This window comes from Exiguobacterium profundum (assembly GCF_001909285.1).
In the GTDB taxonomy this organism is placed as follows: domain Bacteria; phylum Bacillota; class Bacilli; order Exiguobacteriales; family Exiguobacteriaceae; genus Exiguobacterium; species Exiguobacterium profundum.
The window spans coordinates 2,559,295-2,584,510 of record NZ_MRSV01000001.1 but is presented as its reverse complement, the minus strand read 5'-3'; the positions used below and the strand labels follow the sequence as shown (position 1 = coordinate 2,584,510).

Here is a 25,216-nt window from a genome sequence, read left to right as displayed (position 1 = left end):
ATTCTAATTAATTTCTGTATAATGTTTTTGAGTTCACAAACACGAGAATAAAGAGTGTAGGAGAAATTTAGAGGGGAATGACGCGACGTATGAACGATACTATTTTAAAAGCGTTTAAAGGAGAGGCGACAGATTATGTACCTGTATGGTATATGCGCCAAGCCGGACGCTACCAACCGGAATATCGAGAGATTAAAAAGACGAGGTCACTATTCGAGATCACGCATGATCCTGAACTTTGTGCATATGTGACGGAACTTCCGGTGAAACAACTCGGAGTCGACGCGGCCATTCTATATAAAGACATTATGACGCCACTTCCGTCGATGGGAGTCGATGTCGAGATCAAGAGCGGGATTGGACCGGTCATCGATAACCCGTATCGAACGATGGAAGATGTGGAACGCTTAAAACCGTTAAACCCGGAAGATATCTCATACGTCTTCGACACGATCCGTCTACTACGGGAACGACTAGAAGTTCCGCTTATCGGCTTTTCAGGCGCACCGTTCACATTGGCGAGTTATATGATCGAAGGGGGACCGTCGCGGAACTACCATCGTACGAAAGCACTCATGTATGCAGAACCAGATGTATGGAATGCATTGATGGAAAAACTCGGCGACATGGTCATCACGTATGCGAAGGCGCAAGCGGATGCCGGCATTCAAGCGTTCCAATTGTTTGATTCGTGGGTCGGGACGCTCAGCCGCAAAGATTATGCACGTTACATCAAACCGACGACGGAGCGTATTTTTAAAGAACTACGTTCACTCGACATTCCGCTCATCATGCACGGTGTCGGAGCGAGTCATCAAATCGAGGAATGGCACGACCTTCCCCTTGATGTGGTCGGACTTGACTGGCGTCTGTCAGTACAGGAAGCACGGGACCGTGGCATCACAAAGGCGGTTCAAGGAAACTTAGACCCGTCGTTCTTGTTAGCTCCATGGTCGGTCATCGAAGAGAAGGTAAAGGAAATTTTAGATGAAGGAATGAAACAGCCAGGTTACGTCTTCAACTTGGGACATGGGGTGTTCCCTGAAGTCGACCCGGCCGTACTCGTCAAATTGACGGCATTCATTCACGACTACTCACGCGAAAAAATGGGAGGCAACGAATCATGAAAACAGTCGGACTACTTGTCATGGCGTACGGCACACCGTACAAACCAGAAGATATCGAGCGGTATTACACGCACATTCGCTACGGACGCAAACCGTCACCGGAAGCACTTCAAGATTTGACGGAACGTTACGAAGCGATTGGTGGAGTATCTCCACTCGCAAAAATCACGATCGATCAAGCGGAGACGCTTCGTGACATCTTGAACGAGCGTCATGTAGGTGAAATCGAGTTCAAACTGTATATCGGATTGAAGCATATCGAACCGTTCGTAGAAGACGCGGTCGCACAAATGGCGAACGACGGCATCAAAGAGGCGGTATCGGTTGTCTTAGCACCTCATTACTCATCATATAGCGTCAAATCATACAACGGACGTGCTCATGAAGAAGCAGCGAAGTATGGCATCGACATTCGTTCGGTAGAGTCGTGGTATGATGAGCCGAAGTTTATCAAATGGTGGGCGAATGCGATCAACGATACGTATGCGTCATTGCCTGTACCGGCTGAAAAGACATGTCTCATCGTTTCAGCGCATAGTCTCCCTGAGAAAATCTTGGCTGGTGGCGACCCGTATCCGGATCAGTTGAAAGAAACAGCTGATAAAATTGCCATTGAAACAGGCGTCCCGCATTATGAGATTGGTTGGCAGTCAGAAGGAAACACGCCGGACCCATGGATTGGACCAGATGTCCAAGATTTGACGGCTGAACTTTATGAAAAGTACGGCTACGAGGCGTTCGTCTATACGCCGGTCGGCTTTGTTGCAGACCATCTCGAAGTATTGTTCGATAACGACGTCGAGTGTAAAGTTGTCTGTGACCGCCTCGGTGTTCACTACGCACGTCCGGCTATGCCAAATGCAGAGCGAAGCTTCATCGAAGCCATCGCGGATCGAATGGAAAGCGTGATTGTGCATCATGCGTAAATTCACGATTGTCGGTGGTGGGATCACAGGTCTCACCGCCGCTTTTTATGCAGAGCGTTATTTGCCGGAAGACGTGACCATCACGTTGCTCGAGGCGACGGATCGCCTCGGAGGAAAGATTGATACGTATGAAACGGGCGAGTTTGCGGTGGAACGTGGTCCGGACTCGTATGTCTTTCGTAAGACTGCGATGACGGAATTGATTGAAGACGTCGGTTTAGGCGATGAACTCGTTCGCAATGGCGTCGGTCAAGCTTACGTCCTTCATCATGACGGGCTCCACCCGATTCCGAAACAGACGGTGATGGGGATCCCGCTCGACGTCAATGCGTTTCGTGAGACGACGTTGCTTTCGGAAGAAGAGCACGAGGACTTGAAACAGATGTTGCTGTCACCACCGAATGTAAAAGCACCTGATTCGGACGTTTCACTCGGTCTGTACCTTCGTGAGCGTGTCGGAGATCCGATTGTCGACCGATTGATTGAACCGTTACTCTCTGGTATCTATGCCGGAGACATCGATCAAATGAGTGCGATGTCGACATTCCCACAGTTCATCGAGGGAGAAAAGAAATACGGGAACTTGTATGAAGGGATGCGACACTTACGTCCTGAACAACGAGTCGCGGAAGTCGGGGCGAAGAAGGTTGGTCAGTTCGCTTCGTTGAAACGTGGACTCAAATCACTGACGGACCGCTTGGCAGAACGGTTGGACCGAACTGAAATCGTATTAAACTGTTCCGTTGAACAAGTATCCGAGCATGAGGACGGGTACCGCCTCTTCACAAATCGCGGAGACATCGATACAGACCATCTGGTTTTGACGGTCCCACCGCGTCTCATACGTCAGTTCCTCCCGAAAGTCGATAGTGACTTCTTAGCGGATATGAAGCCGCATGCGACGGCGACGTGCTCACTTGTCTTCAAAAAAGAAGATATTGAGCTTCCTTTTGTCGGGACAGGTTTCGTGACGAGTCAAGAAGCAGATGTGACCATTACTGCGTGTACGTTCATCGACCAAAAATGGCCGCATGCGGTGCCTGAAGGATATCACGTTCTTCGTGTCTTTTTAGGGCGCCCCGGGGCAGATGATATCGTTGAAGCATCTGACAAAGAAATCATCGAGACGGCATTACACGATCTTCAAGGCCTGATGCGCATCCATCGTGAGCCGATTCAAACCGTCGTCAGTAGACTCCGTGATGGGCTGCCTCCTTATGCAGTCTTTCATGCGGACCGCGTAAAAGCACTTCGGGCCGAGATGAGCCGGGTATACCCAGGCGTCATTCTCGCCGGAATCGCCTATGACGGAATCGGGATGCCTGACTGTGTGAAGAGTGTACGGGAACAAGTGAAGGCTTTGCGTGAAAAAAATTGAGATTTGATGAAGGGAGGGTTCGGATTGTTCCGAAGCCCTCTCTTTTTGTTATAGTTAAAAGCGAAAGAGAAAAAGGAGTGATGGAAGATGGCAACGTATAAACTTTTTGTATCAGACATGGACGGTACGATTTTGCACAACCACACCAAAATCGCGGATGAGACAGCGGAGATCGTTCGTGAAGCAGAGGCGGCAGGAATTCGCTTTGCGATTGCGACGGGGCGCAACTATGTGAATGCGAAACAGATTTTAGACGAGGTCGGACTTTCTTGCCCGATCGTCTCGTCGAATGGGGGACGTGTGCTCGACACGTCGGGAGAAATCCTTCATGAAATCGATTTGACGATTGAAGAGGCACTTCAAGTCATCGATGTCCTTCATCAAGATGACAAGTATGCAGACGTTTTTTACGAAATGTACACAGAAGCGGGACTCGTGGCGAGCCGTGGCGATTTGATTGAAGCATCGATGAAAAACTTGAAAGCGAATGGTGACGACCGCTCGCTCGAAATGTACGAATTCTTTAAGAATCGCTACTACGTCAACGAAGACGTCAAAATTGTTGATGACATTGAGAACTTTATCCGAGAAGAAGCGGGACGTGTCTACAAGTTCATCGCTTTCTCGAGCCACCTTGAGAAAATGAACGGACTTTGGAAAGAAATCGAAGACCAAGTCGAAGGGGTGTATGTCACGTCTTCAGGCAATGATAACATCGAAGTGATGGCACACGGTGCAGATAAAGGGAACGGTGTGACAAAACTTGCCGAACATTATGGCATCGATTTATCTGAGGTCGTCGTGATCGGGGATAACTTGAACGACGTTCCGATGTTCAAAGTGGCCGGTAAAGGGATTGCGATGGGCAATAGCCATGAAGACTTGATTGCCATCAGCGACCATGTCACCGAACGCCATGATGAGTATGGTGTGGCGAACGCATTGAAGCGCGTGATGACAGGTGAGTGGAAGTAAAAGATTTGTCGAGGGCTCGTCTCGTTTCGTATAATACGAGTAACGAACATCCGACTAGGAGGAAATAAACTGTGAAATTTATTTTTAATCCGGATATCCGCGACCCGAAGCTCAACTTGGCGGTTGAAGAGTATATCCTTAAACATTTGAACGTAGACCATGAAGATTACTTCTTGTTCTATATTAACGGTCCGTCCATCATCATCGGGAAAAACCAAAACACATCAGAAGAGGTCAATTTGAAGTACATCGAAGAGAACGGCATCGATGTCGTTCGACGTCTCTCTGGTGGAGGTGCCGTTTATCACGATGAAGGAAACTTGAACTTTAGTTTCATCACAAAAGACGATGGCAACTCGTTCAATAACTATAAGAAGTTCACACAACCAATCGTGGATGCGCTTCGTAACCTCGGTGTCGAGGCAGAGCTGACAGGTCGTAACGACATTCAGGTCGGAGAACGCAAAATCAGTGGGAACGCACAATTCACGACGCGTGGACGCATGTTCAGCCACGGGACGCTCATGTTCAACTCGAACATTGAAGAGGTCGTGAACTCACTTAACGTCTCGGAAGAGAAAATGCGTTCAAAAGGAATCAAGTCAGTTCGTAGCCGTGTGGCGAACATCACTGAATTTTTAGAGCGTGAAATGGAGATGGAACATTTCGTCGAAGCGCTTCTCCATTCGATTTATGATGGAGAACAACCGGAACGCTATGTGCTTCGTGACGAGGATTGGGAAATCGTCCATGATATCTCGAAAGAACGCTATGCGAACTGGGACTGGAACTTTGGGAAGTCGCCGAAGTTCGACGTCGAGTCGAAACGTCGTTTCCCAATCGGGACGATTGATGTCCGCTTGAACGTCAACAAAGGGACAATCACAGAAGCGAAGATTTACGGTGACTTCTTCGGTGTCGGTGACATCCAAGATGTCGAGCAAGCGCTCGTTGGGACGCGTTTCGAACGTGCGGCCATCCGTGAACAATTGATGCAACTCGATTTGAAACATTACTTCGGAAATGTCGAGCTCGAGGAATTAGTCGATTTGATTAGTTAAGTTAGTCATGGCGGTCTCTACGGAGGTCGCCTTTTTTTGGCAGTTTCGTGAACGTTGAACGTACGGATTGCACCTGGATGGGAGAAGGCGTATCATAATTTGTGCAAGCGCTTTCGTAGAGGCTGATCAAAAATAGGAGGAATCACAATGTATCGAAGGCTCAGTGAATGGATGGACCCGAGTCGGATGTGGGTGACGGAACAATCGACGTTTGAACGTGCGATTATGGCGGTAGGTCTTGAATTAGAACGAAAAGGCATGGTCAGTTCTTCATTTACGCGAGTCGTTCTCGATCAAGAACCGATCATTCCTTCTGGGGTGAGTGATGTCGCTGTGCCGGTTGCGGTCATTGATGTTCCTATCTCCATAGCGAAACGAGACGGTATTTCCCTTCTTCATCTGCTGAACACGTGTGAAGTAAAAACTATCACGGGAGAGACGATTCAAGCGAAAGCGATATTATTCATTACGGCTACGAATGAATCAAAAAAACAAGGCTATCATAAACTGATTGATGATTTGCTCATGGATGATGAATCTCTCCAAGCGCTCGTACACGTGAAAAGTCGAGCTGGATTGTTTCACTTGCAGGCGAACTTTTTGGAAGCGTTTTCTTATTGAAACATTTCATGTACAATAGAAGTAATTGAAAAGAGCGCGGGCAACGTGCTCTTTTTTATGGCTCAAAAGTGAATCATCATTCATTTAAAGGGGGATTACCATGGCAAACTTAGTCAAGTCACTACAAGAAGTAGTGATTGCTCACCCGCAGAAAGCGGCGTATGTGTTTGGGGAAGACACGGTGAGTTACGGACAGTTTTATGGGCAAGTCAAGGCGATGGCGTCGACACTTGAGCAAAAAGGAATTGGACAAGGCGATCACGTCGCCCTCGTTCTCGGAAATAGTCCTGCGTTCCTAATTGCATATTTCGCTGTGTTGTCACGTGGAGGGGTCGTCATTCCGATCAACCCTACATACACGCCTGATGAAATGGCCTACATTCTGCTTGATGGGGATGTAAAAGGGATTGTTGGCTTATCACCGCTCGTCGCACAGGCGGAAGCGGCACTCACGAAGTTGCCTTACTTAAAACTCGTGATTTCCGTTCCATATGCCGATGTTCCGGCATTAAAGCGGGAGGGGACGATTGAATTCATCCCATTCGCAGAAGCGTTTGCTGAAACAGAAGGGACGTTCATCGAAGTGGACGAGGATGAAGTTGCCGTCATCCTTTATACGAGTGGGACGACCGGAAAACCGAAAGGAGCTCTCCTCACCCATCGAAACTTGTTCTCAAACGCACATTCTATCGGAGAGTATTTAGACATCACTCCAGAGGATAAAGCATTGGCGGCATTGCCGATGTTCCATGTTTTCTGTTTGACGGTCATCGTCAATGCACCACTCCTCCGAGGGGCGACGATTGTCATTTTACCGAAGTTCTCTCCACAAGATGTGTTCGACTTGGTGCCGAAGCACCGTGTGACGTTGTTTGCCGGAGTGCCGACGATGTACAATTTCTTGTTACAGACGGCAATGAAAGTACCGGCCTACACGTCTGCGTTGAAGCATGTCCGTGTGTTCGTCTCAGGAGGAGCAAGCTTACCAGTTCAATTGCTCGAGTCATTTGAACAGATGTTTGAGTGCAAGATTCTAGAGGGATATGGCTTGTCCGAGGCATCGCCGGTCACTTGCTTCAACCCGCTCCATGGCGAGCGAAAATCCGGGTCGATCGGACCTTCAATCGTTCACGTCGAAAATAAAGTCGTCGACGAGCTTGGGGAAGAAGTCGGCGTCGGTGAAGTCGGAGAGTTGATTGTACGAGGACCGAACGTCATGAAAGGGTATTACAAACTACCGGAAGAAACGATGATGACACTTCGAGACGGATGGCTCTATACAGGCGATTTGGCGCGACGTGACGAAGATGGTTACTTCTATATCGTCGACCGGAAGAAGGATATGGTCATCGTTGGAGGCTATAACGTATACCCTCGTGAGGTAGAGGAAGTATTGTATCAACATCCGGATATCGTCGAAGCTGCCGTCATCGGTGTGCCGGATGCAGAACAAGGGGAAGCGGTGAAAGCGTTCGTCGTCACGAAACATGAAAATGTGACGAAAGAGGACATTCGTGCATTCACACAAACGAAATTAGCAAAATACAAGCAACCAACCTATATCGAATTGATTGATGAGCTTCCACGAAATACGACCGGTAAGATTTTACGAACGGTCTTAAAGAGCGAAGCGTTTCAAAATAGTTGAGTAGAGAAGGGCGACTTAGTTCGCTCTTTTTTATTCTTTTCATTTGACACTGTTACGGGGTAGGGGTATATTGGTGGTGAGGTGATCAACATGGAAGAATTTATGCATGACCAACCACTCGTTCCGCGTGATGATGCTGAACGGGAGGCACTCGGGAAACGTCTAAAACGAATCGAAGGACAAGTTCGAGGGATTCAAAAGATGGTCGAGAACGACCGCTATTGTGTCGATATTTTGACACAGACGTCAGCCATTCAGGCCGCTCTGAAGCAAGTCGAGATGCAACTGTTAGAGCGTCATATGCGCAAGTGTTTGGTTCACGCAAGTGAGACGGAAAACATGGAACCTTACATTGATGAATTGATGACAATCGTCAGCCGCATCAAAAAATAAGGAGGGATTTCATGAAAACCGTTGAGTTATCCATACAAGGAATGACCTGTGCGGCTTGTTCGGCACGAATTGAAAAAGTGTTGAACAAGATGGACGGTGTCGAAGCGACGGTCAACCTTCCGCTCGAGACGGCGACCATTCGTGTCGATGAAGGCATTACAGAAGAAGAGCTGATTGCTCGGATTGAGAAAATCGGATACGGAGCCGAGCCAAAAGTGGAAATGGCACCGCCGCATGATCTGCGTCCATTACAGCGGAAAGTCATCATCTCTGCGCTGTTATCGGCCCCGTTACTCCTCGTCATGCTGACGCATATACCAGGACTCGGATTTCATGCCCCGTGGCTGATGAACCCATGGTGGCAATTCGCCCTTGCGACACCTGTCCAGTTTTGGATCGGGGCACAGTTTTATCAAGGCGCGTATAAGAGCTTGAAGAGCGGGTCGGCGAACATGGACGTGCTCGTCGCGACGGGGACGTCTGCTGCATACTTTTACTCCATCTTTGAAATGATCGTACACCCGATGAATCCACATCTTTACTTTGAGACGAGTGCCGTCCTCATCACACTTGTCTTACTTGGGAAGTGGTTAGAAGGACGAGCGAAAGAGAAGACGACTGATGCGTTGAAATCACTTTTGTCGCTTCAGGCGAAAGAAGCGATTCTGTTTGTCGAGGGTGAAGAACGGTCTGTCGCTGTCGAACTCGTCAAAGTAGGAGACATTCTCGTCGTGCGTCCGGGAGAGAAGATTCCGGTCGATGGACGAATCATCGAGGGAGAGACGGTCATTGATGAATCGATGTTGACAGGGGAATCGATTCCAGCAGAAAAGACTGTCGACGCCGAAGTTGTCGGCGGAACAATCAATCAGTCTCATCGCATTCTCATGCGGGCGGAACGAGTCGGGAAAGAGACGATGCTCGCTCAAATCGTACGTGTCGTCGAACAGGCACAAACGGATAAGGCGCCGATTCAACGTCAGGCTGACCGCATCTCGGGTGTCTTCGTACCGATCGTCGTAGCCATCAGTGTTGTCACGTTCGTGGTCTGGGCATTCCTGTTAAATGATATCGATACGGCTATTCGAGCATCAATCGCAGTACTTGTCATCGCATGTCCGTGTGCCCTCGGTTTGGCAACGCCGACATCGATCATGGTTGGAACGGGACGAGCGGCAGAACAAGGTGTATTGTTCAAAGGTGGGGGGCAACTCGAATCACTCAATGAATCAAACATCGTTGTTTTTGATAAGACAGGGACGTTGACGAACGGGAAGCCAGAAGTAGTGGAAACGTTTGGTGACGAGGCAGCGCTCCGACGCGCCGTCATGGCAGAACGACAATCCACACATCCTTTGGCGGCCGCCATTGGTCGGGAAGCAGGCGATGGTGTCGTGACGAAAGTGGAGGAGTTGGCCGGACGAGGTGTTAAAGCGGTTGTGGATGGTAAAGAACTCGTCATCGGGTCCGTTCGAATGATGGAAGAGCTTGGATACAACTTGCCAGATTGGTCGATGGGGGCGATGACCCCGGTCTATGTCGCGGATGAAAGTGGGATTGTTGGGGCGTTCGGGCTACAAGATCAATTGAAACCGAAAAGTCGTGAAATCGTGCAAGCCCTTAACCAAACGCGTGACGTGTATGTATTGACAGGTGACCGGAAAGAAGTCGCCTACGCGATTGCCGACGAACTTGGTCTCCCGCATCGTCAAGTCATTGCCGAAGTCCTTCCTGTCGAGAAGGCGGAGCAGATTGAACGATTGAAACAATCCGGTCGCGTTGCCATGGTAGGGGACGGCATGAACGATGCCCCGGCACTTGCGGTGGCGGACGTTGGGATCGCATTCGGGAGTGGTACGGATGTCGCACTCGAGGCGGCAGATGTTACAATTGTAGGGCAAGACATTGAAGGCGTAAGTCGAGCGATGAATATGAGTCGTTTGACGATGAAGAACATTCGTCAAAACTTGTTCTGGGCCCTTGCCTATAATAGTCTTGGTATCCCGGTCGCTGCAGCAGGGTTACTTGCCCCATGGATTGCTGGAGCGGCGATGGCGTTCAGTTCGGTGTCTGTCGTCTTGAACGCATTACGATTAAAAACACAAGGAGGATCATCATCATGAAAGAAACAACGTTAACCGTAGAAGGTATGACATGTAATCATTGCAAAGCTGCCGTTGAGGGGGCATTGAATGAATTGAACGGTGTCGAATCAGCGACGGTATCTCTCCAAGAGCATCGAGTCGACGTGATCCATCAAGATTCTGTCTCACTTGAGACGATGGTGGAAGCAGTCGAAGAACAAGGATACGACGTAAAAGCATAATCATGGTAAGTCCCGAGTGAAATCGGGACTTTTTTTTTGTGGTATTCAATGAATAGGATGTGTGCTATATTTAAGTTGATAATGAGAATCGGTATCAACGGGAGGCGGACATCATGGAAATGATCATGATCAGTGGAGTGTTGGCGTTGATTAGTGGGGGCGCAGCATTTTTGACACAACAGTTACGAACAAATTCAGTACGGTGAAGAAGGTGCGGTTTCGTGACCTTCTTTTTTCTTTGACTTCATTTCTTTCCCATCATTTCACGACAATTGTTTGATATGATGAGAAAAAACGTGTTGAGGTGACTTGAATGTATACAATCTACTTAGTCGACGATGAAGCAAACTTAAACAAAATGCTCGTCACTTATCTAGAACAAGAAGGATACAACGTTCGCTCATTTGCGGACGGGACATCTGCACAAGAAGCGATTCCAGACCAACCGGATTTATGGGTGCTCGATATCATGTTGCCGGACCTGGATGGTTTTCAATTATTGAAACAAATCAAAGCCGTCAATGCGAATACGCCGACGATTTTCATCTCGGCGCGCGATGAGGATATCGATAAAATCATCGGGCTTGAGATGGGTTCGGATGACTACATCGCTAAACCTTTTCTTCCGAGGGAACTTGTCATCCGCGTCAAAAAATTGATTGATCGTGTCTATGGTTCGAAATCGAACGAGCATATCGAATACGGGGAGTACACGATTTATCCGGATAAACGTCTAATCAAGCACGGAGACGAAGAAATCGATTTGACTTCGAAAGAATTCGATTTACTACTACTCTTCCTCGAGCATCCGGGCTCTGCCTTGTCACGTGAGCAGATTCTAGAAGGTGTTTGGGGGAACGATTACTTCGGATCGGACCGCGTCGTCGATGACTTGGTGCGTCGTGTCCGGAAAAAATTACACCGTCTCGAGCTCGAAACGCTTTACGGTATCGGTTACCGTCTCGTCAGACCATGATGGACGCGCTTAAACCGAAGCGGCTCATGTGGAAGATTTGGGTGCTCATCTTACTCATCATCGTGACGCTCGCGCTCATGATTTTGATTACGGTCCGTTCATCCATCACCCAGTTCATCGATGAACAAGTATATGAGACGTTACGAGATGTGGACTATTATTTAGGGAACACGAATGAGTTAGAGAATTATCCCCAAAACCCGATTGAGTATGATCGACGCCAACAAGAGTCCCGTTCGGTCAACCAATTGATCTTTCTCCCGAACGGACGGATCATCTACGGATCGGCACCGCTTGAATTGACGAACCGCATGTATCAGGAAGCGTTAAATCAAAGTGGTCAGGTCGAACGGTATCAGACTACGATTGACGGAGAGGACGTCTACTACATCATTCGTCAAAATGAATACGATGGAACGATTGTGTATCAAGCCTCCTACGCTTGGGATGCCTATCGTCGTGAGTTGGTGTCGACATTATACTGGCGAATCTCGATTCTGATAGGTATCATCAGCCTCTTGTCACTGATTCCAGCTTTACTGATGTCGCGTCAACTGACGAAACCGATTGTGGAGATGGAACGGGCCGTTGAGAAGATTTCGAATCGACAGTGGGAGACGGCTTTACCATTAGATCGTCAAGATGAACTCGGTCAATTGGCCCATTCGATTGATGCCATGCGAAAAGAGTTGAAAGAGCAAGACCTGGCACAACAGGCGTTGCTTCAAAATATATCCCATGACTTAAAGACACCGATCATGGTCATTCGTGGATATGCCCAGTCGATTGGGGATGGGATTTATCCGACAGGAGATTTGAAAGGTTCTGCCGAGGTCATTGATGAGGAAGCGTCTCGACTCGAGAAGAAAGTCGTCGATTTGTTGTACGTTACAAAACTTGAATATTTCAAAGGACAAGAAATGAAACTCGAACCAATCAATCTCGACAAGTTGATGGAACTGCTCGTCGCGCGCTTCAAACTCAGAGGCCAGCTCGATTGGGAAATCAATGGAGAAGGCGGCGAGATGCTTGGCGATGGTGAACAGATTCGGGTCGCGTTTGAGAACGTGCTCGACAATGCACTCCGTTACGCGGAATCCTGCATCCGCATCGACCTACGTCAAGATGACGCCGGCGTGGAAATCACCATCTTTAACGATGGGCCACCAGTTGATGAGAGTTTAGACTTGTTCCACCAATTCTCTCGAGGGAAGCAAGGGAAGTTCGGACTCGGTCTGTTCATCGTGCAGCGAATTGTGACGCTTCACACAGGGGAAGTGTCTCTGCGAAATACAGGTGACGGAACTGCAGTGCGATTTTACTTTCCCCGACTCAAGTCGAACCAACCTTTAAAATCGAATGCTTGATTTTCAAAACCAGCCAGGAAACGGCTGGTTTTTTCATGGGAAATAGACGAAAGCCGATTTGCGGGGCGGATCAAATCCTGGTATGAATGACATGTAAGTCACTACATACGTTATGGGGGATGAAAAGATGAGCAGATTGACCAATGAAACGAGAGCTTTAATTCCTGTATTTAACGAGTTTGGCGAAGCGGAGACACTTGTGTATCAACCGGAAGGCGTCATGCGGGTAAAGGGGTCGCCAATCGACTTATTGGAACATGCATGTCTATACTACGGGTCGAGCATTCAAGGTCGAATCGAGGCAGCGCGACACGTCCTCGGACCACATCGAAAGACGCCGGTCGTCATGGATTGGCATGCGGATGCCGTCTTCTTTCCGACGATTGCCAAAGAAAGTCCAGATTGTGCGTGGATTAACTTTCAACACGTGACGGCCATCAAGAGAGATGGTAAAGAGACACTCATTCAGTTTTTGACGGGGGAATCGGTCAAGGTACACGTGTCCGACCATACCGTGTCTAGACAAAAACAGCGGTCAATCGAATTATCGTACGCTTTTCAAAAACGTTTCCATGACAGCACATTGCAACACGCTTAAGGATTGAATTCAATGACAAACCCCTCTATGATGAAGAAGAGATATCATATGTGTATTTGCACATCATCCGAAAGCGAGGGGTTTTTATGTTTTTTGAAAAAATGATTGAGCGAGGGAAACTGGTTGTCGTGTTTCTTCTCGTCGCAATCGTCGTGGGTGTGCTGACGTTCTTCCAGCTCCCTAAACGTGAGATTCCTGAAACCGGGATCAATATCGTACTCGTTCAAACACCGTATCCTGGTGCGACAGCGGAAACGGTTGAACGGAATGTTACCGGCGTGTTAGAAGAGGAACTACGTAGTTTAGAAGGAGTAGAGAACGTGACGTCGATTTCGGCTTCAGAGTTCTCGAACATCACGGTCGAGTATGCGGATGGAACCGATCTGGCAGAGTTTCAGGCGAACGTTCGACAAGCGTTGTCGGATGCGACACCTAAACTTCCTGAAAACGCGCTTGCGCCAACGGTCAATGATTCACTCGGGCAGTTACCTGTCGCATCGTACTTATTGACAGCAGACGATCGTGAATCATTTGAGGATGTTCGATCAGACATCGAACAATTAGAGTCGAAACTTTTGCGAACGGATGGCGTGACGGGAGTCACGATCAAAGGGTTACCAGAGCAGGAGTATGTTGTGTCACTTAATTCTGAAGAGCTGAGTTCACGTCAACTTGCCTTTCCTGATGTGTTAACGGCCATTAACGAAGAATACAAGACGACACCGCTCGGACGTCAATCGACTGAAGAGGGGATTTATCAACTAGCAATCGATAACTTGACGAATGTAGACGACATGGAGCAAGTCATCGTCGGCTCATTCAATGGGGAACCTGTCATACTAGCAGACGTCGGAACGGTCGAAGAGACAGCGAAAAGTAAAACCGATCTCGTTTCATTAGACGGAAAGCCGGCTGTTTCGATTACAGTTCCGATTGAATCAGGCTTGGATATTCCAACGATGCAAGACCGCGTCAATGACGTGGTCGAAACAGAACTTGGAGACTTAGATGGTTTTGAGCTCGTTCCTTATTATGAACAAGCGAAAGCAGTCGATGCGATTTTCTCATCGTTGACTCGTGAATTTATTGTCGCCATTATCGCCGTTATTGCCGTGACGACGATTGGTCTAACATTCTCTGGCTCTATTATCGTCAGTCTGGCAATTCCGTTGTCATTCTTGATCGCCTTGATCCCGTTACAGTTTACTGGGGTCGATTTGAACCAAATCTCGATTATCGGTGCAATCATCGCCTTGGGTATTTTGGTTGATGATGCGATTGTCGTCAACGACAACATCTTACGACGGTATCGGAATGGAGACTCAGCGATGCTTGGGGCAGTACGAGGAACGAAAGAGGTATGGGGCTCGATTGTCACGTCGACACTCGCAGTTGTCTTCGCCTTTTTACCGCTCACCTTGCTGTCGGGCGCAAACGGAAACTTTATTCGCGCCTTACCGACGGTGCTAGCCCTCTCTGTGTTGGCCTCGATGGTCATCAGTTTGACGCTCGTACCGATCGCGCAGTATCGTTTGAATCGTAAAGAAGTGAAAGTATCAAAACGTGAACCAGGTTGGCTCGGTGGACCGCTCAACCGACTCAGTAATTTCTACGCCGACCGCCTTTTACCGAGTGTCGCGAAGCGGCCGTGGACGTTTGGGATTGTTGGATTTGTTATCACGACGGCATTGTACGGTTTGATTTTACTCACGCCGTTTGAATTCTTCCCGGCCGCGAACCGTCCGGAAGTCGTGACCAGCGTGACCTTCCCCGTTCAAACCGATTTGGACGAGACGGAGGCACGTCTTGAAGAAATTGAAGCGAGATTCAAAGAAGAAGAGGGTGTCGTGGAAACATCCGTCTTCGCAGGTGGAGGTCTTCCTGGTTTATTCACAGGTGGACTCGATCAGTCTGGTGAAAATACGGGACAAGTGGTCGTTCGTGTCGACAACGAGTCAATCGATGCCATCGAATTGATTGATAAGTATACGAACGTGTTGCGTGAAGACTATCCAGATGCCGAAATCTTCCTAGATACGCAACAACAAGGACCGCCGGCATCGGCACCTGTCGAATTCACGATGCGGAGCGAGACGATTGATCAGCTCGTGGCTGCACGTGACCAAGTGAAGGCCGACCTTGAAGAAATTGACGGGGCAATCGTCCTCGATAATATTAAAGAACCGTTCCAAACACTCACATACGAATTGAATCGTGAGGAAATGGCACAGGCCGGCGTGACGGCTAAAACAATCAGTGACCAAATTCGTCTCGTCACAGACGGTGTTCCAATTGGTACATTCGATGACGGGGTAGAACAGCGTGACGTGAAAATCGTCATTGATGCAGAGGCGAACCGCGAAGCACTTGCCCTTGACGAGATTTTAGTTCCTGTCGAAACAGAAGCAGGTCCACCTGTTGCACCACTCAGTACGTTCGTGACGGAGACGACTACGGAACAAATTCAACAGATTCCTCGTGAGAACGGGGAGCGCTCGGTCACACTCCAAATCTATGCAAGCGAAGGCACGGATGAAGAGGCATTTAAACAAGATGTCGAGCAGGTGTTAGATGACGCGAAGTCGGGGTTAGAAGATGAAGGAATCACGTTCGACCAGTCCGGTGCGAGCGACACGCAGAACGAGTTCTTCTTAGAACTTGCGACATTGTTCGTCGTCGTTTTGTTCTTGATTTACTTGATCATCGCATTCCAGTTCAATTCACTCTCGTTGCCGTTACTCGTCTTGTTCACAATCTATCTCGCGATTGCTGGAGCGGTCGTCGGATTGTTCGTGACACAGACGCCGTTCAGTTTCATGGCATCGATGGGGATGGTCTCACTTGCGGGAATCGTCGTTCGGAACGCAGTCGTCCTGTTCGAGTTTATCGAACAACGCATTCGTGAAGGATTACCGGTCACAACCGCCGTTTACGAAGCAGGGCGCGCTCGGATTCGTCCGATTCTCTTGACGGCGCTCACGGCAGTCGTTGCCCTCTTGCCAGTCGCACTTGGTGAAGACCCGCTCTTCAAACCGCTTGCGATCGGCATCGTATCGGGTATTCTATTCTCAACTGTGTTGACTCTCGTCCTTGTCCCGGCGTACTACCTGATTTTGGCGAAACGTCGTCATAAGGACAAACCATTTACAGAATGATTTAGCTTGAAGATGTGATGCCGTATGGTGTCACATCTTTTTTTGAACCATTTGTCACATGTTTTGGGTGATGTTGTATGGGTATAATTAGAAGAGAGGTTTTGAACAGTATGGGAGGGAATTGAAGATGAACGATTCATATACTTGGCTCAATCGCCGCAAAGTACGACCAGCGTACAGTGTGACTGGGAGCCGTTCGTGGTCGAGTGAACGCGTCGTCCGACCAGATCGCGCACGTGGGAAGGTGGTACGTGATGTGAAACGTGTACGTCGTCCGTACGTAGACGAATACGGCAATCGTCGCTGGACAACGGGACGTGTGGTCGTCACGGATGCATCACGCAAAGCGCGGGCGCATGGACATGGCGATACAGCCGTACAATTAGAGTTCTCGACACCAACGCCATATGAACGTGTGAAAGAGATGATTCCGACGAAACGTGTTCTCGTTCCGGTCGTTGCTGGACTCGCGGTCGTCGGTGGGATTGCCGGTGTCGCCTATGCACTTCGCAAAAAGAAACGGAATAAGAAGAACTAAAAAAATCGCCGAAATTTCGGCGATTTTTTTAGTTGAAGCGTTCAGCGAGGATGCGCTCGAGTTCACGTTGACCAAGTTCACGCATTTCTGCTTCATTCTCTTCATCGTATGCATCATCCGAGAAGCGGCCGACAAATTCAACCTTGCCATTACCGAGTTCACGGAACACTAAGTTTTTGCGATCGTTGTAAAAGACGACACGGTATTCACGACCATTTTCATGATCATAGTTAAAGACGCCTTTGATGTGGTCCATGTTCTTCTCTTCCGGCTGATCCTCATCATCGTCCTCATCTTCTTCTGCTTCAGCAGCTTCGTTAGCTTCATCAAGCGCGTCGGCGAGGACTACCGTTTCTTCTTTTTCTTCCGTCTCTTCCTCAGATGAGACGACTTCTTTTTTTTCTTCTTCTGTCATGTGAAACGACCTCCTTTGCTTACTTTCCTATCATACCCACTTTTTATAGTTGTGACTACTCAAAATGATGCGAACAAACACGGACGACATTCGAAGATGACATGATCAACCGTTGAAATAACTGACGTTTGATCGATTCTGGGGCATCCACGGTCTTGAGCGCCTGTTCCATGCATCCAAGCCAATGGCCGGCATGTGTCTCAGAAATGGGATGCTCATGATGAATCATCGCCAAGTTTCCACCGCCACGACGTTCCGAATACAACTTTGGACCGCCGAGCAACTGTGTTAAAAATTCAAATTGGTGCTGTTTGACTCGATCTTGATCTTCCGGAAATAGTGGAAGTAAAATTGGATCGGCATAGACGAGGTCATAGAACGCGTCAACGAGTTGTTGTACACCACGTTCGCCTCCAAATTGTTCATAGGCACTCACATATATTCCCCCTCATACGTTCAGTCTAATCGATTTCAATCGAAAAAGGGAATGATGTAGGCTGTTACTTTTTTGGACAAGGTGTAGAAGAGGTTTCCCTCTACAAATGCTTGGGGATGGTTCATAATGAAGAAAAAAGGGAAGGAGTGTTCGCTAAAATGACAGTGACCTTTCACGTTGGTCGATCGGGGACGGGAAAAAGTGAACAAATGATCCATGAGGTCATTCAAGAACTGAAACAAAACCCGAGCGGGCCGACGATTTATGTGATCGTACCGGACCAGATGTCGTTTGAGATGGAAAAGAAAATGGCGACAGTCGATGGTTTGCATGGTTCGACGCGCATTCAAGTCCTTTCGATGCGTCGTCTCGCTTTTTTGATGATGCGAGATGCCGGTGTAGCGACAGATCAATTCTTAGACCAGACGGGGACCCATTTGTTGTTACGAAGGGTCGTCGAGATGAGCGAAGAACGATTGACCTTGTTCCGCCGTACGATGAATCAGTTCGGATTTTATGAAGAATTGAACCAATTAATCTCGATGCTGAAGCGAGGGCTTGTTGAACCGGAGCACTTGTTGCGGTTAAGCGAACAGGCGCAGCACCGTGCTTTGAAGTTACAAGACCTTTCCATCATCTATGAAGGATTTTTAAAGATGACGGAAGGTAAGTCACTTCATGCAGAAGACTATTTCAACGTCATGTTGCAAATCCTTCCGGAAACAGATTTGACGGATGTGCGTGTCTATGTGGACGGATTCAACGAGTTTTCAGAGCAGGAGTTGGCGGTGCTCGTTGCACTTGCAGAGAAGGTCGATGTCGATGTATTGCTGACAATCGATCCTATCTCCTTGTATCGTCTAAATCCATTGTTTGGACCGACGCAGCGGACACTCATGCGTTTCAAAGAACTGTTGACAGAACGGCAGATTCCTTCTCGAGACGAGCTGTATGATACCGTCTATCGTTATACGCATCCGAGTCTCCGTTATCTAGAGGCTACATTCGACCAATTGACGGCGGAACCTTACACTGGTTCAGAGAACCGAATCGATTTACATGCCGCAGTCGACCGAACCGTCGAGGTGGAGGCGGCCGTTCGAGAAGTCATTCGTCTGACACGTGAAGAAGGATATCGTTATCGGGATATCGCACTCGTATCGCGTTCACTCGACGAATATGGTGATTTGGCATCTCAGGCGCTACAAAAGATGGGACTGCCCTATTTCCTTGATGAACGGCAACCAATGCTCGACCACCCGCTTGTCGAACTGTTGAAAGCGACGATTGACATCGCTCTACGTGGATATCGAGAAGAGTCCGTATTCCGTGCCCTTAAAACAGAACTCGTCGTCCTCGATCCGGTACATCGTCGTACGTCCGTTGACCGGCTTGAAGCGTTCGTTATCGAACGGGGGATCAAACATTATCATTGGCACGACGAATGGCAGTTGCGTCGTCGTTCCGGGGAAGAAGCACGCCTCACGAGCGAAGAACTCGATATTGAGGCTGAGCTGAATCGGTCTCGGGAACGTGTTATCGAAACTTTTGATCCATTTCTATCAGATTTAAAACAGGCAAAGACGATGCAGGCTTATACGCACGCCATGTATGCCTTTCTAGAGCGTGTCGGTGTATCAGACTGTCTGACGCACTGGCGCGATGAGGCGATTGAAGAGGCGGAACTACTCGAAGCGCGTGAGCATACTCAAGTATGGGACGCGGTTTTGCACTTGCTCGAGCAGCTAGAAGCCGCAGCTCCGGAAGAGACGTTGTCGACGGACTTATTCCTCCAGATGATGGACACCGGACTAGATAGTCTTCGCTATGCCTTGATCCCACCTTCGCTTGATCAATTGACGATAACGGATTATGTGCGTGGTCGATTGATAGATAAGAAAGTCGTCTTCTTGCTCGGAGCGAATGAAGATCAAATTCCTCTTGTCACGACACAGTCGAAACTGTTGACCGATCAAGATTTGGATTTCATGCATGAGAATGGACTTCGTGCCGGTAAGGCGACAGAGCACTTGTTCGATGATGAAACGTATTACCTATACAAAGCTGTGACGGCACCGAGCGAGCGTTTATACATTAGCTACGCACTAGTCGACAGAACGGGGAAAGCCGTTCAGCCGGCGCGGTTTATCGCTGACTTGAAGGCGCGACTTCACCAAAACGTCATCAAGACTCATTTTGCTGAAGCAGGTGAGCACCGACCACGTGATCAATTCGCCTTCTTGACGAATGTGAATCAGACGGCGGCGGTGACGGCACTTGAACTTCAGCGGTTGAGTCGTCATTATCCGATTCAAGATATGTGGTTTGCTGTCTATAATGAACTGTTGAAGCATCCGGATGGACGGGAACGTCTCCAGTTGTTGACGAGCGCGCTCTTCTATCAAAACATCCCGGAATCGTTGGATGATCGTGTCGCAAAATCCTTATATACTCCGTCGATTCGGGCGAGTGTCTCACGTCTCGAGACATTCCAAGCCTGTCCGTTCAAACATTTCGCAAGTTATGGCTTGCGTCTGAAGGAACGACGGTTGTATCGACTCGAGGCCCCGGATATCGGGAATCTGTATCACCGGACCATCGAACATATGTCGCAGACGGTGAAGATGGACGGAAAGGAATGGCGAGATGTCACTCCTGACGAGTGCTCCCATTTAGCGGAGCAGGCGGTCGAGCTCGTGACCCCAGAGATTCAGCATGCCATCTTGATGAGTTCGAATCGTTACGCCTACTTAAAGAAAAAATTGACGGACGTCGTCAGTAAGACGGCAGAAGTGTTGATTGAACAATCAAAACGAGACGGCTTTGACCCGGAAGCGTTTGAACTCGCGTTCGGCAGCGGACAATTTCCACCCGTTTCGTTCACATTATCGAACGGGGCGACATGTGAACTAGTCGGTCGAATCGACCGTGTGGACACTGCGATGGTCCACGACCAACTATACGTCCGAATCGTCGACTATAAGTCGAGTAAACGTGAAGTCGACTTTGCAGAAATTTATTACGGTCTGGCGATGCAGATGCTCATCTATTTGAAGGTATTGATTGAGCAGGCAGAGGTGTGGACAAAAGAGAACGTCGCACCTGCTGCGGCGCTCTATTTCCACGTGCACCGACCACTCGTTCCACCTGCTAGTTCTGAAGAAGAAACGCGTCAAAAAGTATTGGAGTCGTATCAGATGCAAGGGCTATTAGTAGATGACCCGGAAATTTTAGAGATGATGGACCGCTCGGCGAAAGGCTCATCCAAAAAATCAATTGTCATTCCGGTCAAATATAAAAAAGATGGTACGCCTGACGCCAACACCTTGAAGAAAATTGTGACGCCCCCTCAACTTGAGCAGTTGATGGACCATGCGTTCGACGTCGTCAAAGCGAGTGCCGAGGAGATGTACAAAGGAAAAATTGACGTAGAACCTTATGAATATAAAGAACGGCGCCCGTGTCAGACGTGTCCGTATCAGAGTGTCTGTCATTTTGACGAAGCGCTCTCGAATGTGCCTCGTAAATTGAAGAAGCTCGAGAAAGAAGAGGTATTTCAGGAGTTAGGAGGCGATGACCGTGAAATGGACGAATGATCAGTTCGCCGCGATTGAAGCAAGAGGGAGTCACGTGCTCGTCTCGGCTGCGGCAGGGTCCGGAAAGACGGCAGTTCTTGTCGAGCGGTTGTCTAGTCGATTGCTTGACGAAACGGATGAACTCACGGCAGACCGGATGCTCGTTGTCACCTTTACGAACGCGGCAGCGGCAGAGATGAAACGACGAATCGCAAAGGCACTTGAAGAGGCGTTGCGCGACGACCCGACAAATGAATATGTCCGAAAACAGCGACAAATGTTGAACCGGGCGCTCATCACGACCATCCATTCATTTTGTCTAGAGGTGATTCGTGAGAACTACTACCTGTTAGATTTGGATCCGGCGTTCAAGATTGCGGAAGAACGAGACCTCGTCCTCTTGCAGGATGACGTCTTAGAAGAAGTGCTTGAGGAAGAGTACGGGAAACAAGATACCGATTTCTTCGCTCTTGTCGATGCGTATACGTCAGACCGGGGTTACAGCGAAATCGAGGATTTGATTCTTGGCTTATATCACTATGCGCGTACTCTCCCAAACCCTGATGCTTATTTAGATCATCTCGTATCCATGTACACGTTCGGAGAAGATCCTGATGAGGAAGCAATCCTGATTGAGTTTGGACAGATGCTGTGGCATGACATCAAAAAAGCCGTACGAGATCTTCGGAAACTTGAAGCGGAGCTTCGGGTCGCTGGGTATGAGCCACAGTCTGAAAACATCCGGCAAGCAATTTTTCCGTTCGAACAACTTGAAGGGGAGACCATTGTCTGGAGTGAACTCGAGACGGCGGCTCGTGCGATGAAGTTTGGCACGATGAAGGCTGTTCCGAAGAAAGAAGAGCACCAGATTTACCACGAGATCCTCAAACCGGCTTACGACCAAGCGAAGAAAAAATTGACAGCAGCGGTCGAACAGGCTCGGGTCAGTGGGGCGGACTTATTAGAGAGCGTCTCGATGCAACAACCGCTCGTTGAAACACTCGTTCGAACCGTCCGTGCGTTCGCCCAAGCCTATGAGCAGGCGAAGCGCGACCGTGCCTTTGTCGACTTCAGTGACTTGGAACATTATGCGCTCGCCATTTTACGACAAGATGGGGGACCGTCCGATGTTGCAGCGCTCTATAAGGAACGTTTCGCTGAGGTACTCGTTGATGAATACCAAGATACGAACGAGATTCAAGAAACAATCATCAACCTGGTCGCAAATGAACGAGAGGAAATCGGGAATTTATTTATGGTGGGCGACATCAAACAATCGATTTATCGATTCCGCCATGCAGAACCGGGTCTTTTCATCGATAAGGCGACACGCTTTAGACAGGCGAACACAGGGAAACGGATCGACCTTTCTCAAAATTTCCGAAGTCGTTCCGAAGTCCTCTACGGGATCAATGATTTGTTCGTCCAGCTCATGGACGAAGAGGTCGGCGAAATCGCATATGATGAGGCGGCACAACTTGTTCCTGGACGTGAGTATGAACCGATTCCAGCGGACCCTGAGTTTATTTTAGTCGATGGCGCGAGTCGTGAGTTATCGAAGCAAGAAGTAGAAGGGCGGGCGATCGCTACTCGCATCTTAGAACTCGTATCGGGAGACGAACCGTTTAAAGTGACGGATGAATCAACTGGTCAACTCCGAAACTGTGAATATCGGGATATCGTGATTCTCGTTCGTTCGAAAAAAGAACGTGTGGAGCAATTGATGGATATTTTGACACAGTACAATATTCCGGCCTACACCGACTCGGATGGCGGGTATTTTCAAGCGACCGAGATTCGGATGATCCTGGCACTTTTGAAAGTGATTGATAATCCACTTCAAGACATCCCACTTGCCGGTGCGCTGCGCTCCCCGATGTTCCGTTTTGATGATAGTGAATTGGCACGGATTCGACTTGAATCAGAAGATTCTTTCTATGAGGCGCTCAAGGCGAAAGCGGATGACGATGATGAGCTTGGCGTAAAATGTGGCGAGATGCTTGACCGCCTCTCCCGTTGGCGTACTTATGCACGAAATCATAGCCTGTCGGAATTGATTCAACAGTTATTCAATGACACCGGGTTTTATGACTTCTCAGGGGGATTACCTGGAGGAAAAGGGCGGCAGGAAAACTTGAAGGCACTTTATGACCGGGCCCTAGCCTATGAGCGTAGTGGCTATCGAGGTCTTTATCGCTTCTTACGTGTGATGGACCGACTACAGGATACTGGTGAAGATTTGTCAGAGGCGCGGTCGCTCGGGGACGAGGAAAACGTCGTTCGTATCATGACCGTGCACAAGTCGAAAGGACTTGAGTTTCCGGTCACGATTGTTGCCCAACTCGGAAAACAATTTAATAAACGCGATCAAATGCAACGTGTCATTTTCCACAAACAGTACGGCATCTCACTCGATGCGATTGACGTTGTGACACGTACGAAATCGGAGACGTTCGTGAAGGAGATGATTCGACGAGATTTAGATGCGACGATGAAAGCGGAAGAGATGCGCGTGCTTTACGTGGCCTTGACACGTGCGAAAGAAAAATTGATTCTCGTGGGAACGGTAGGCGAACCACTCAAACACCTTCAGCAGTGGCTTCAGGTCGGTCAATCTGGAGATCTATTGGCGAGTGAGGCGAGGCGAGAGGCAAAAACGTATCTCGATTGGATTGCACCGGCGCTTTTACGCCTTCCAAGTGCCACTTCGTTTATCGAATCATTCGGCTTCACGGTTCCCTCTACTTTCCAAGAATCGACTTCATGGATTTATCGTGTCATCGGAGAAGCGGACCTTGCGGAGATTGCGACTCTACAAGAGATGATGGCACAGTTGCACCACGTCCAACGATTTGAAGCAATCGATTTTCCGATTCAAAATGAAGAAGAGACGATTTGTGCCGTACAACAAGCTTTGACCTACGAATACCCTGCACAGGATGCGGTACGTACGGCGGCGAAACAGACGGTGACCGAACTGAAGCGGGCGATGCAACTCGAACAGGCCGCTTTCGAAGATCCGGTACGTCCGGTCGATACCCCTTATCGGGAACCGAAATGGCGTCAAGTCAAACAGACCGGTGCGGAACGTGGGACGACGTTACACTTGATTTTCCAACTGGCTGACCCGAACCAACCGATTGTCGACCAAATCAATCAATGGGAAATGCAAGGGATGCTCAGTCCGATCGAGGCAGAGACGGCACGCCTCGCCATCCCGGATATCGAGATGTTTTTCCAAACAGAAGTCGGTCAAGCGCTCGCTGGTGCACTAGAGCGAGGGACGGCATGGCGAGAGCTACCTTTCACCTACACGGTGCCGGCCGAACGCGTCAATCCGGATGGACACTTTACGGATGAGCATGTCTTGATCCAAGGGATTATCGATTGTCTGTATTTCGATGGGGATTCGTATGTGCTTCTCGATTATAAATCGGATGCTGTCACGCATCTATCCGATTCCCGGGAAGAGGCACATGAGCGATTGCGAGATCGATATGCGATTCAACTACAATTATATCGAGAGGCGATTGAGACGATCTGGAATATTCGGGTCGAGCGAACTTTGATTTATTCGCTTGATCTGCAGGAAATCGTGACCGTGTCGACTAAATAAATGTGAATAAATGAAGAGCGATGTCAGCTATAGGACATCGCTCTTTTCCTATGTGCAAATTCACATTCGATTTCGTTGACAATCG

19 protein-coding genes are annotated in these 25,216 nt (G+C 48.7%); 17 read left to right on the top strand and 2 right to left on the bottom strand.

The annotated features are described in order from the left end of the window. Positions 1-77 precede the first annotated feature (77 nt). The 15 genes from hemE (at position 78) to BBB58_RS13205 (ending at position 17,089) form a co-directional block, all read left to right on the top strand. Positions 78-1,127, top strand: a complete 1,050-nt coding sequence (gene hemE, locus BBB58_RS13275; RefSeq protein ID WP_074037670.1) for a uroporphyrinogen decarboxylase — start codon at positions 78-80, stop codon at positions 1,125-1,127. After that, positions 1,124-2,053, top strand: a complete 930-nt coding sequence (gene hemH, locus BBB58_RS13270; protein WP_015880944.1) for a ferrochelatase — start codon at positions 1,124-1,126, stop codon at positions 2,051-2,053. Before hemE ends, hemH begins: the two co-directional genes overlap by 4 nt. Continuing rightward, on the top strand, positions 2,046-3,431 hold the full coding sequence (gene hemG, locus BBB58_RS13265) for a protoporphyrinogen oxidase (protein ID WP_074037669.1): 1,386 nt from the start codon (positions 2,046-2,048) through the stop codon (positions 3,429-3,431). Before hemH ends, hemG begins: the two co-directional genes overlap by 8 nt. Before the next feature lie 87 nt (positions 3,432-3,518). Then, positions 3,519-4,406 carry a Cof-type HAD-IIB family hydrolase gene (locus BBB58_RS13260; protein ID WP_074037668.1) on the top strand — a complete coding sequence of 296 codons (888 nt, stop codon included), beginning with the start codon at positions 3,519-3,521 and terminating at the stop codon, positions 4,404-4,406. Positions 4,407-4,477: 71 nt separating this feature from the next. Next, complete coding sequence (gene lplA / locus BBB58_RS13255; protein WP_074037667.1) at positions 4,478-5,467, top strand: lipoate--protein ligase; 990 nt, start codon at positions 4,478-4,480, stop codon at positions 5,465-5,467. A 147-nt stretch (positions 5,468-5,614) separates the two neighbouring features. Then, positions 5,615-6,088, top strand: a complete 474-nt coding sequence (locus BBB58_RS13250; protein WP_074037666.1) for a PTS sugar transporter subunit IIA — start codon at positions 5,615-5,617, stop codon at positions 6,086-6,088. Positions 6,089-6,188: 100 nt separating this feature from the next. Continuing rightward, complete coding sequence (locus BBB58_RS13245; RefSeq protein WP_074037665.1) at positions 6,189-7,736, top strand: long-chain-fatty-acid--CoA ligase; 1,548 nt, start codon at positions 6,189-6,191, stop codon at positions 7,734-7,736. A gap of 90 nt (positions 7,737-7,826) precedes the next feature. Beyond that, entirely contained in the window at positions 7,827-8,129 is a 303-nt protein-coding gene (locus BBB58_RS13240) for a metal-sensitive transcriptional regulator (RefSeq protein WP_074037664.1), read from the top strand. Positions 8,130-8,140: 11 nt separating this feature from the next. After that, positions 8,141-10,252, top strand: coding sequence for a heavy metal translocating P-type ATPase (locus BBB58_RS13235; protein WP_074037663.1), 2,112 nt, complete (start codon positions 8,141-8,143; stop codon positions 10,250-10,252). After that, entirely contained in the window at positions 10,249-10,455 is a 207-nt protein-coding gene (gene copZ, locus BBB58_RS13230; protein WP_074037662.1) for a copper chaperone CopZ, read from the top strand. Before BBB58_RS13235 ends, copZ begins: the two co-directional genes overlap by 4 nt. A 313-nt stretch (positions 10,456-10,768) precedes the next feature. Continuing rightward, positions 10,769-11,431: a response regulator transcription factor gene (locus BBB58_RS13225; protein ID WP_015880954.1), complete on the top strand. Its 663-nt coding sequence runs from the start codon at positions 10,769-10,771 to the stop codon at positions 11,429-11,431. Between the two features lie 26 nt (positions 11,432-11,457). After that, a complete protein-coding gene (locus BBB58_RS13220) occupies positions 11,458-12,798 on the top strand; it encodes a sensor histidine kinase (RefSeq protein ID WP_244150753.1) in 1,341 nt (446 codons plus the stop codon). Between the two features lie 127 nt (positions 12,799-12,925). After that, entirely contained in the window at positions 12,926-13,396 is a 471-nt protein-coding gene (locus BBB58_RS13215; protein ID WP_074037660.1) for a competence protein ComK, read from the top strand. Between the two features lie 86 nt (positions 13,397-13,482). Beyond that, positions 13,483-16,551, top strand: coding sequence for an efflux RND transporter permease subunit (locus BBB58_RS13210; RefSeq protein ID WP_074037963.1), 3,069 nt, complete (start codon positions 13,483-13,485; stop codon positions 16,549-16,551). Between the two features lie 127 nt (positions 16,552-16,678). Next, positions 16,679-17,089 carry a hypothetical protein gene (locus BBB58_RS13205; RefSeq protein WP_074037659.1) on the top strand — a complete coding sequence of 137 codons (411 nt, stop codon included), beginning with the start codon at positions 16,679-16,681 and terminating at the stop codon, positions 17,087-17,089. A 28-nt stretch (positions 17,090-17,117) separates the two neighbouring features. On the opposite strand, the gene BBB58_RS13200 is transcribed toward BBB58_RS13205, so the two are convergent. Together BBB58_RS13200 and BBB58_RS13195 are read right to left on the bottom strand one after the other, a co-directional pair. Further along, positions 17,118-17,504 carry a hypothetical protein gene (locus BBB58_RS13200; RefSeq protein WP_015880959.1) on the bottom strand — a complete coding sequence of 129 codons (387 nt, stop codon included), beginning with the start codon at positions 17,502-17,504 and terminating at the stop codon, positions 17,118-17,120. Positions 17,505-17,559: 55 nt separating this feature from the next. Further along, on the bottom strand, positions 17,560-17,940 hold the full coding sequence (locus BBB58_RS13195; RefSeq protein ID WP_015880960.1) for a truncated hemoglobin: 381 nt from the start codon (positions 17,938-17,940) through the stop codon (positions 17,560-17,562). A gap of 158 nt (positions 17,941-18,098) precedes the next feature. On the opposite strand from BBB58_RS13195, the gene addB reads away from it, so the two are divergent. Together addB and addA are read left to right on the top strand one after the other, a co-directional pair. Then, the gene (addB, locus tag BBB58_RS13190; RefSeq protein WP_074037658.1) at positions 18,099-21,536 is read left to right on the top strand and encodes a helicase-exonuclease AddAB subunit AddB; all 3,438 of its coding nucleotides are present in this window, start codon (positions 18,099-18,101) and stop codon (positions 21,534-21,536) included. Then, entirely contained in the window at positions 21,514-25,131 is a 3,618-nt protein-coding gene (gene addA, locus BBB58_RS13185) for a helicase-exonuclease AddAB subunit AddA (RefSeq protein ID WP_074037657.1), read from the top strand. Before addB ends, addA begins: the two co-directional genes overlap by 23 nt. The last annotated feature ends 85 nt before the right edge of the window (positions 25,132-25,216 follow it).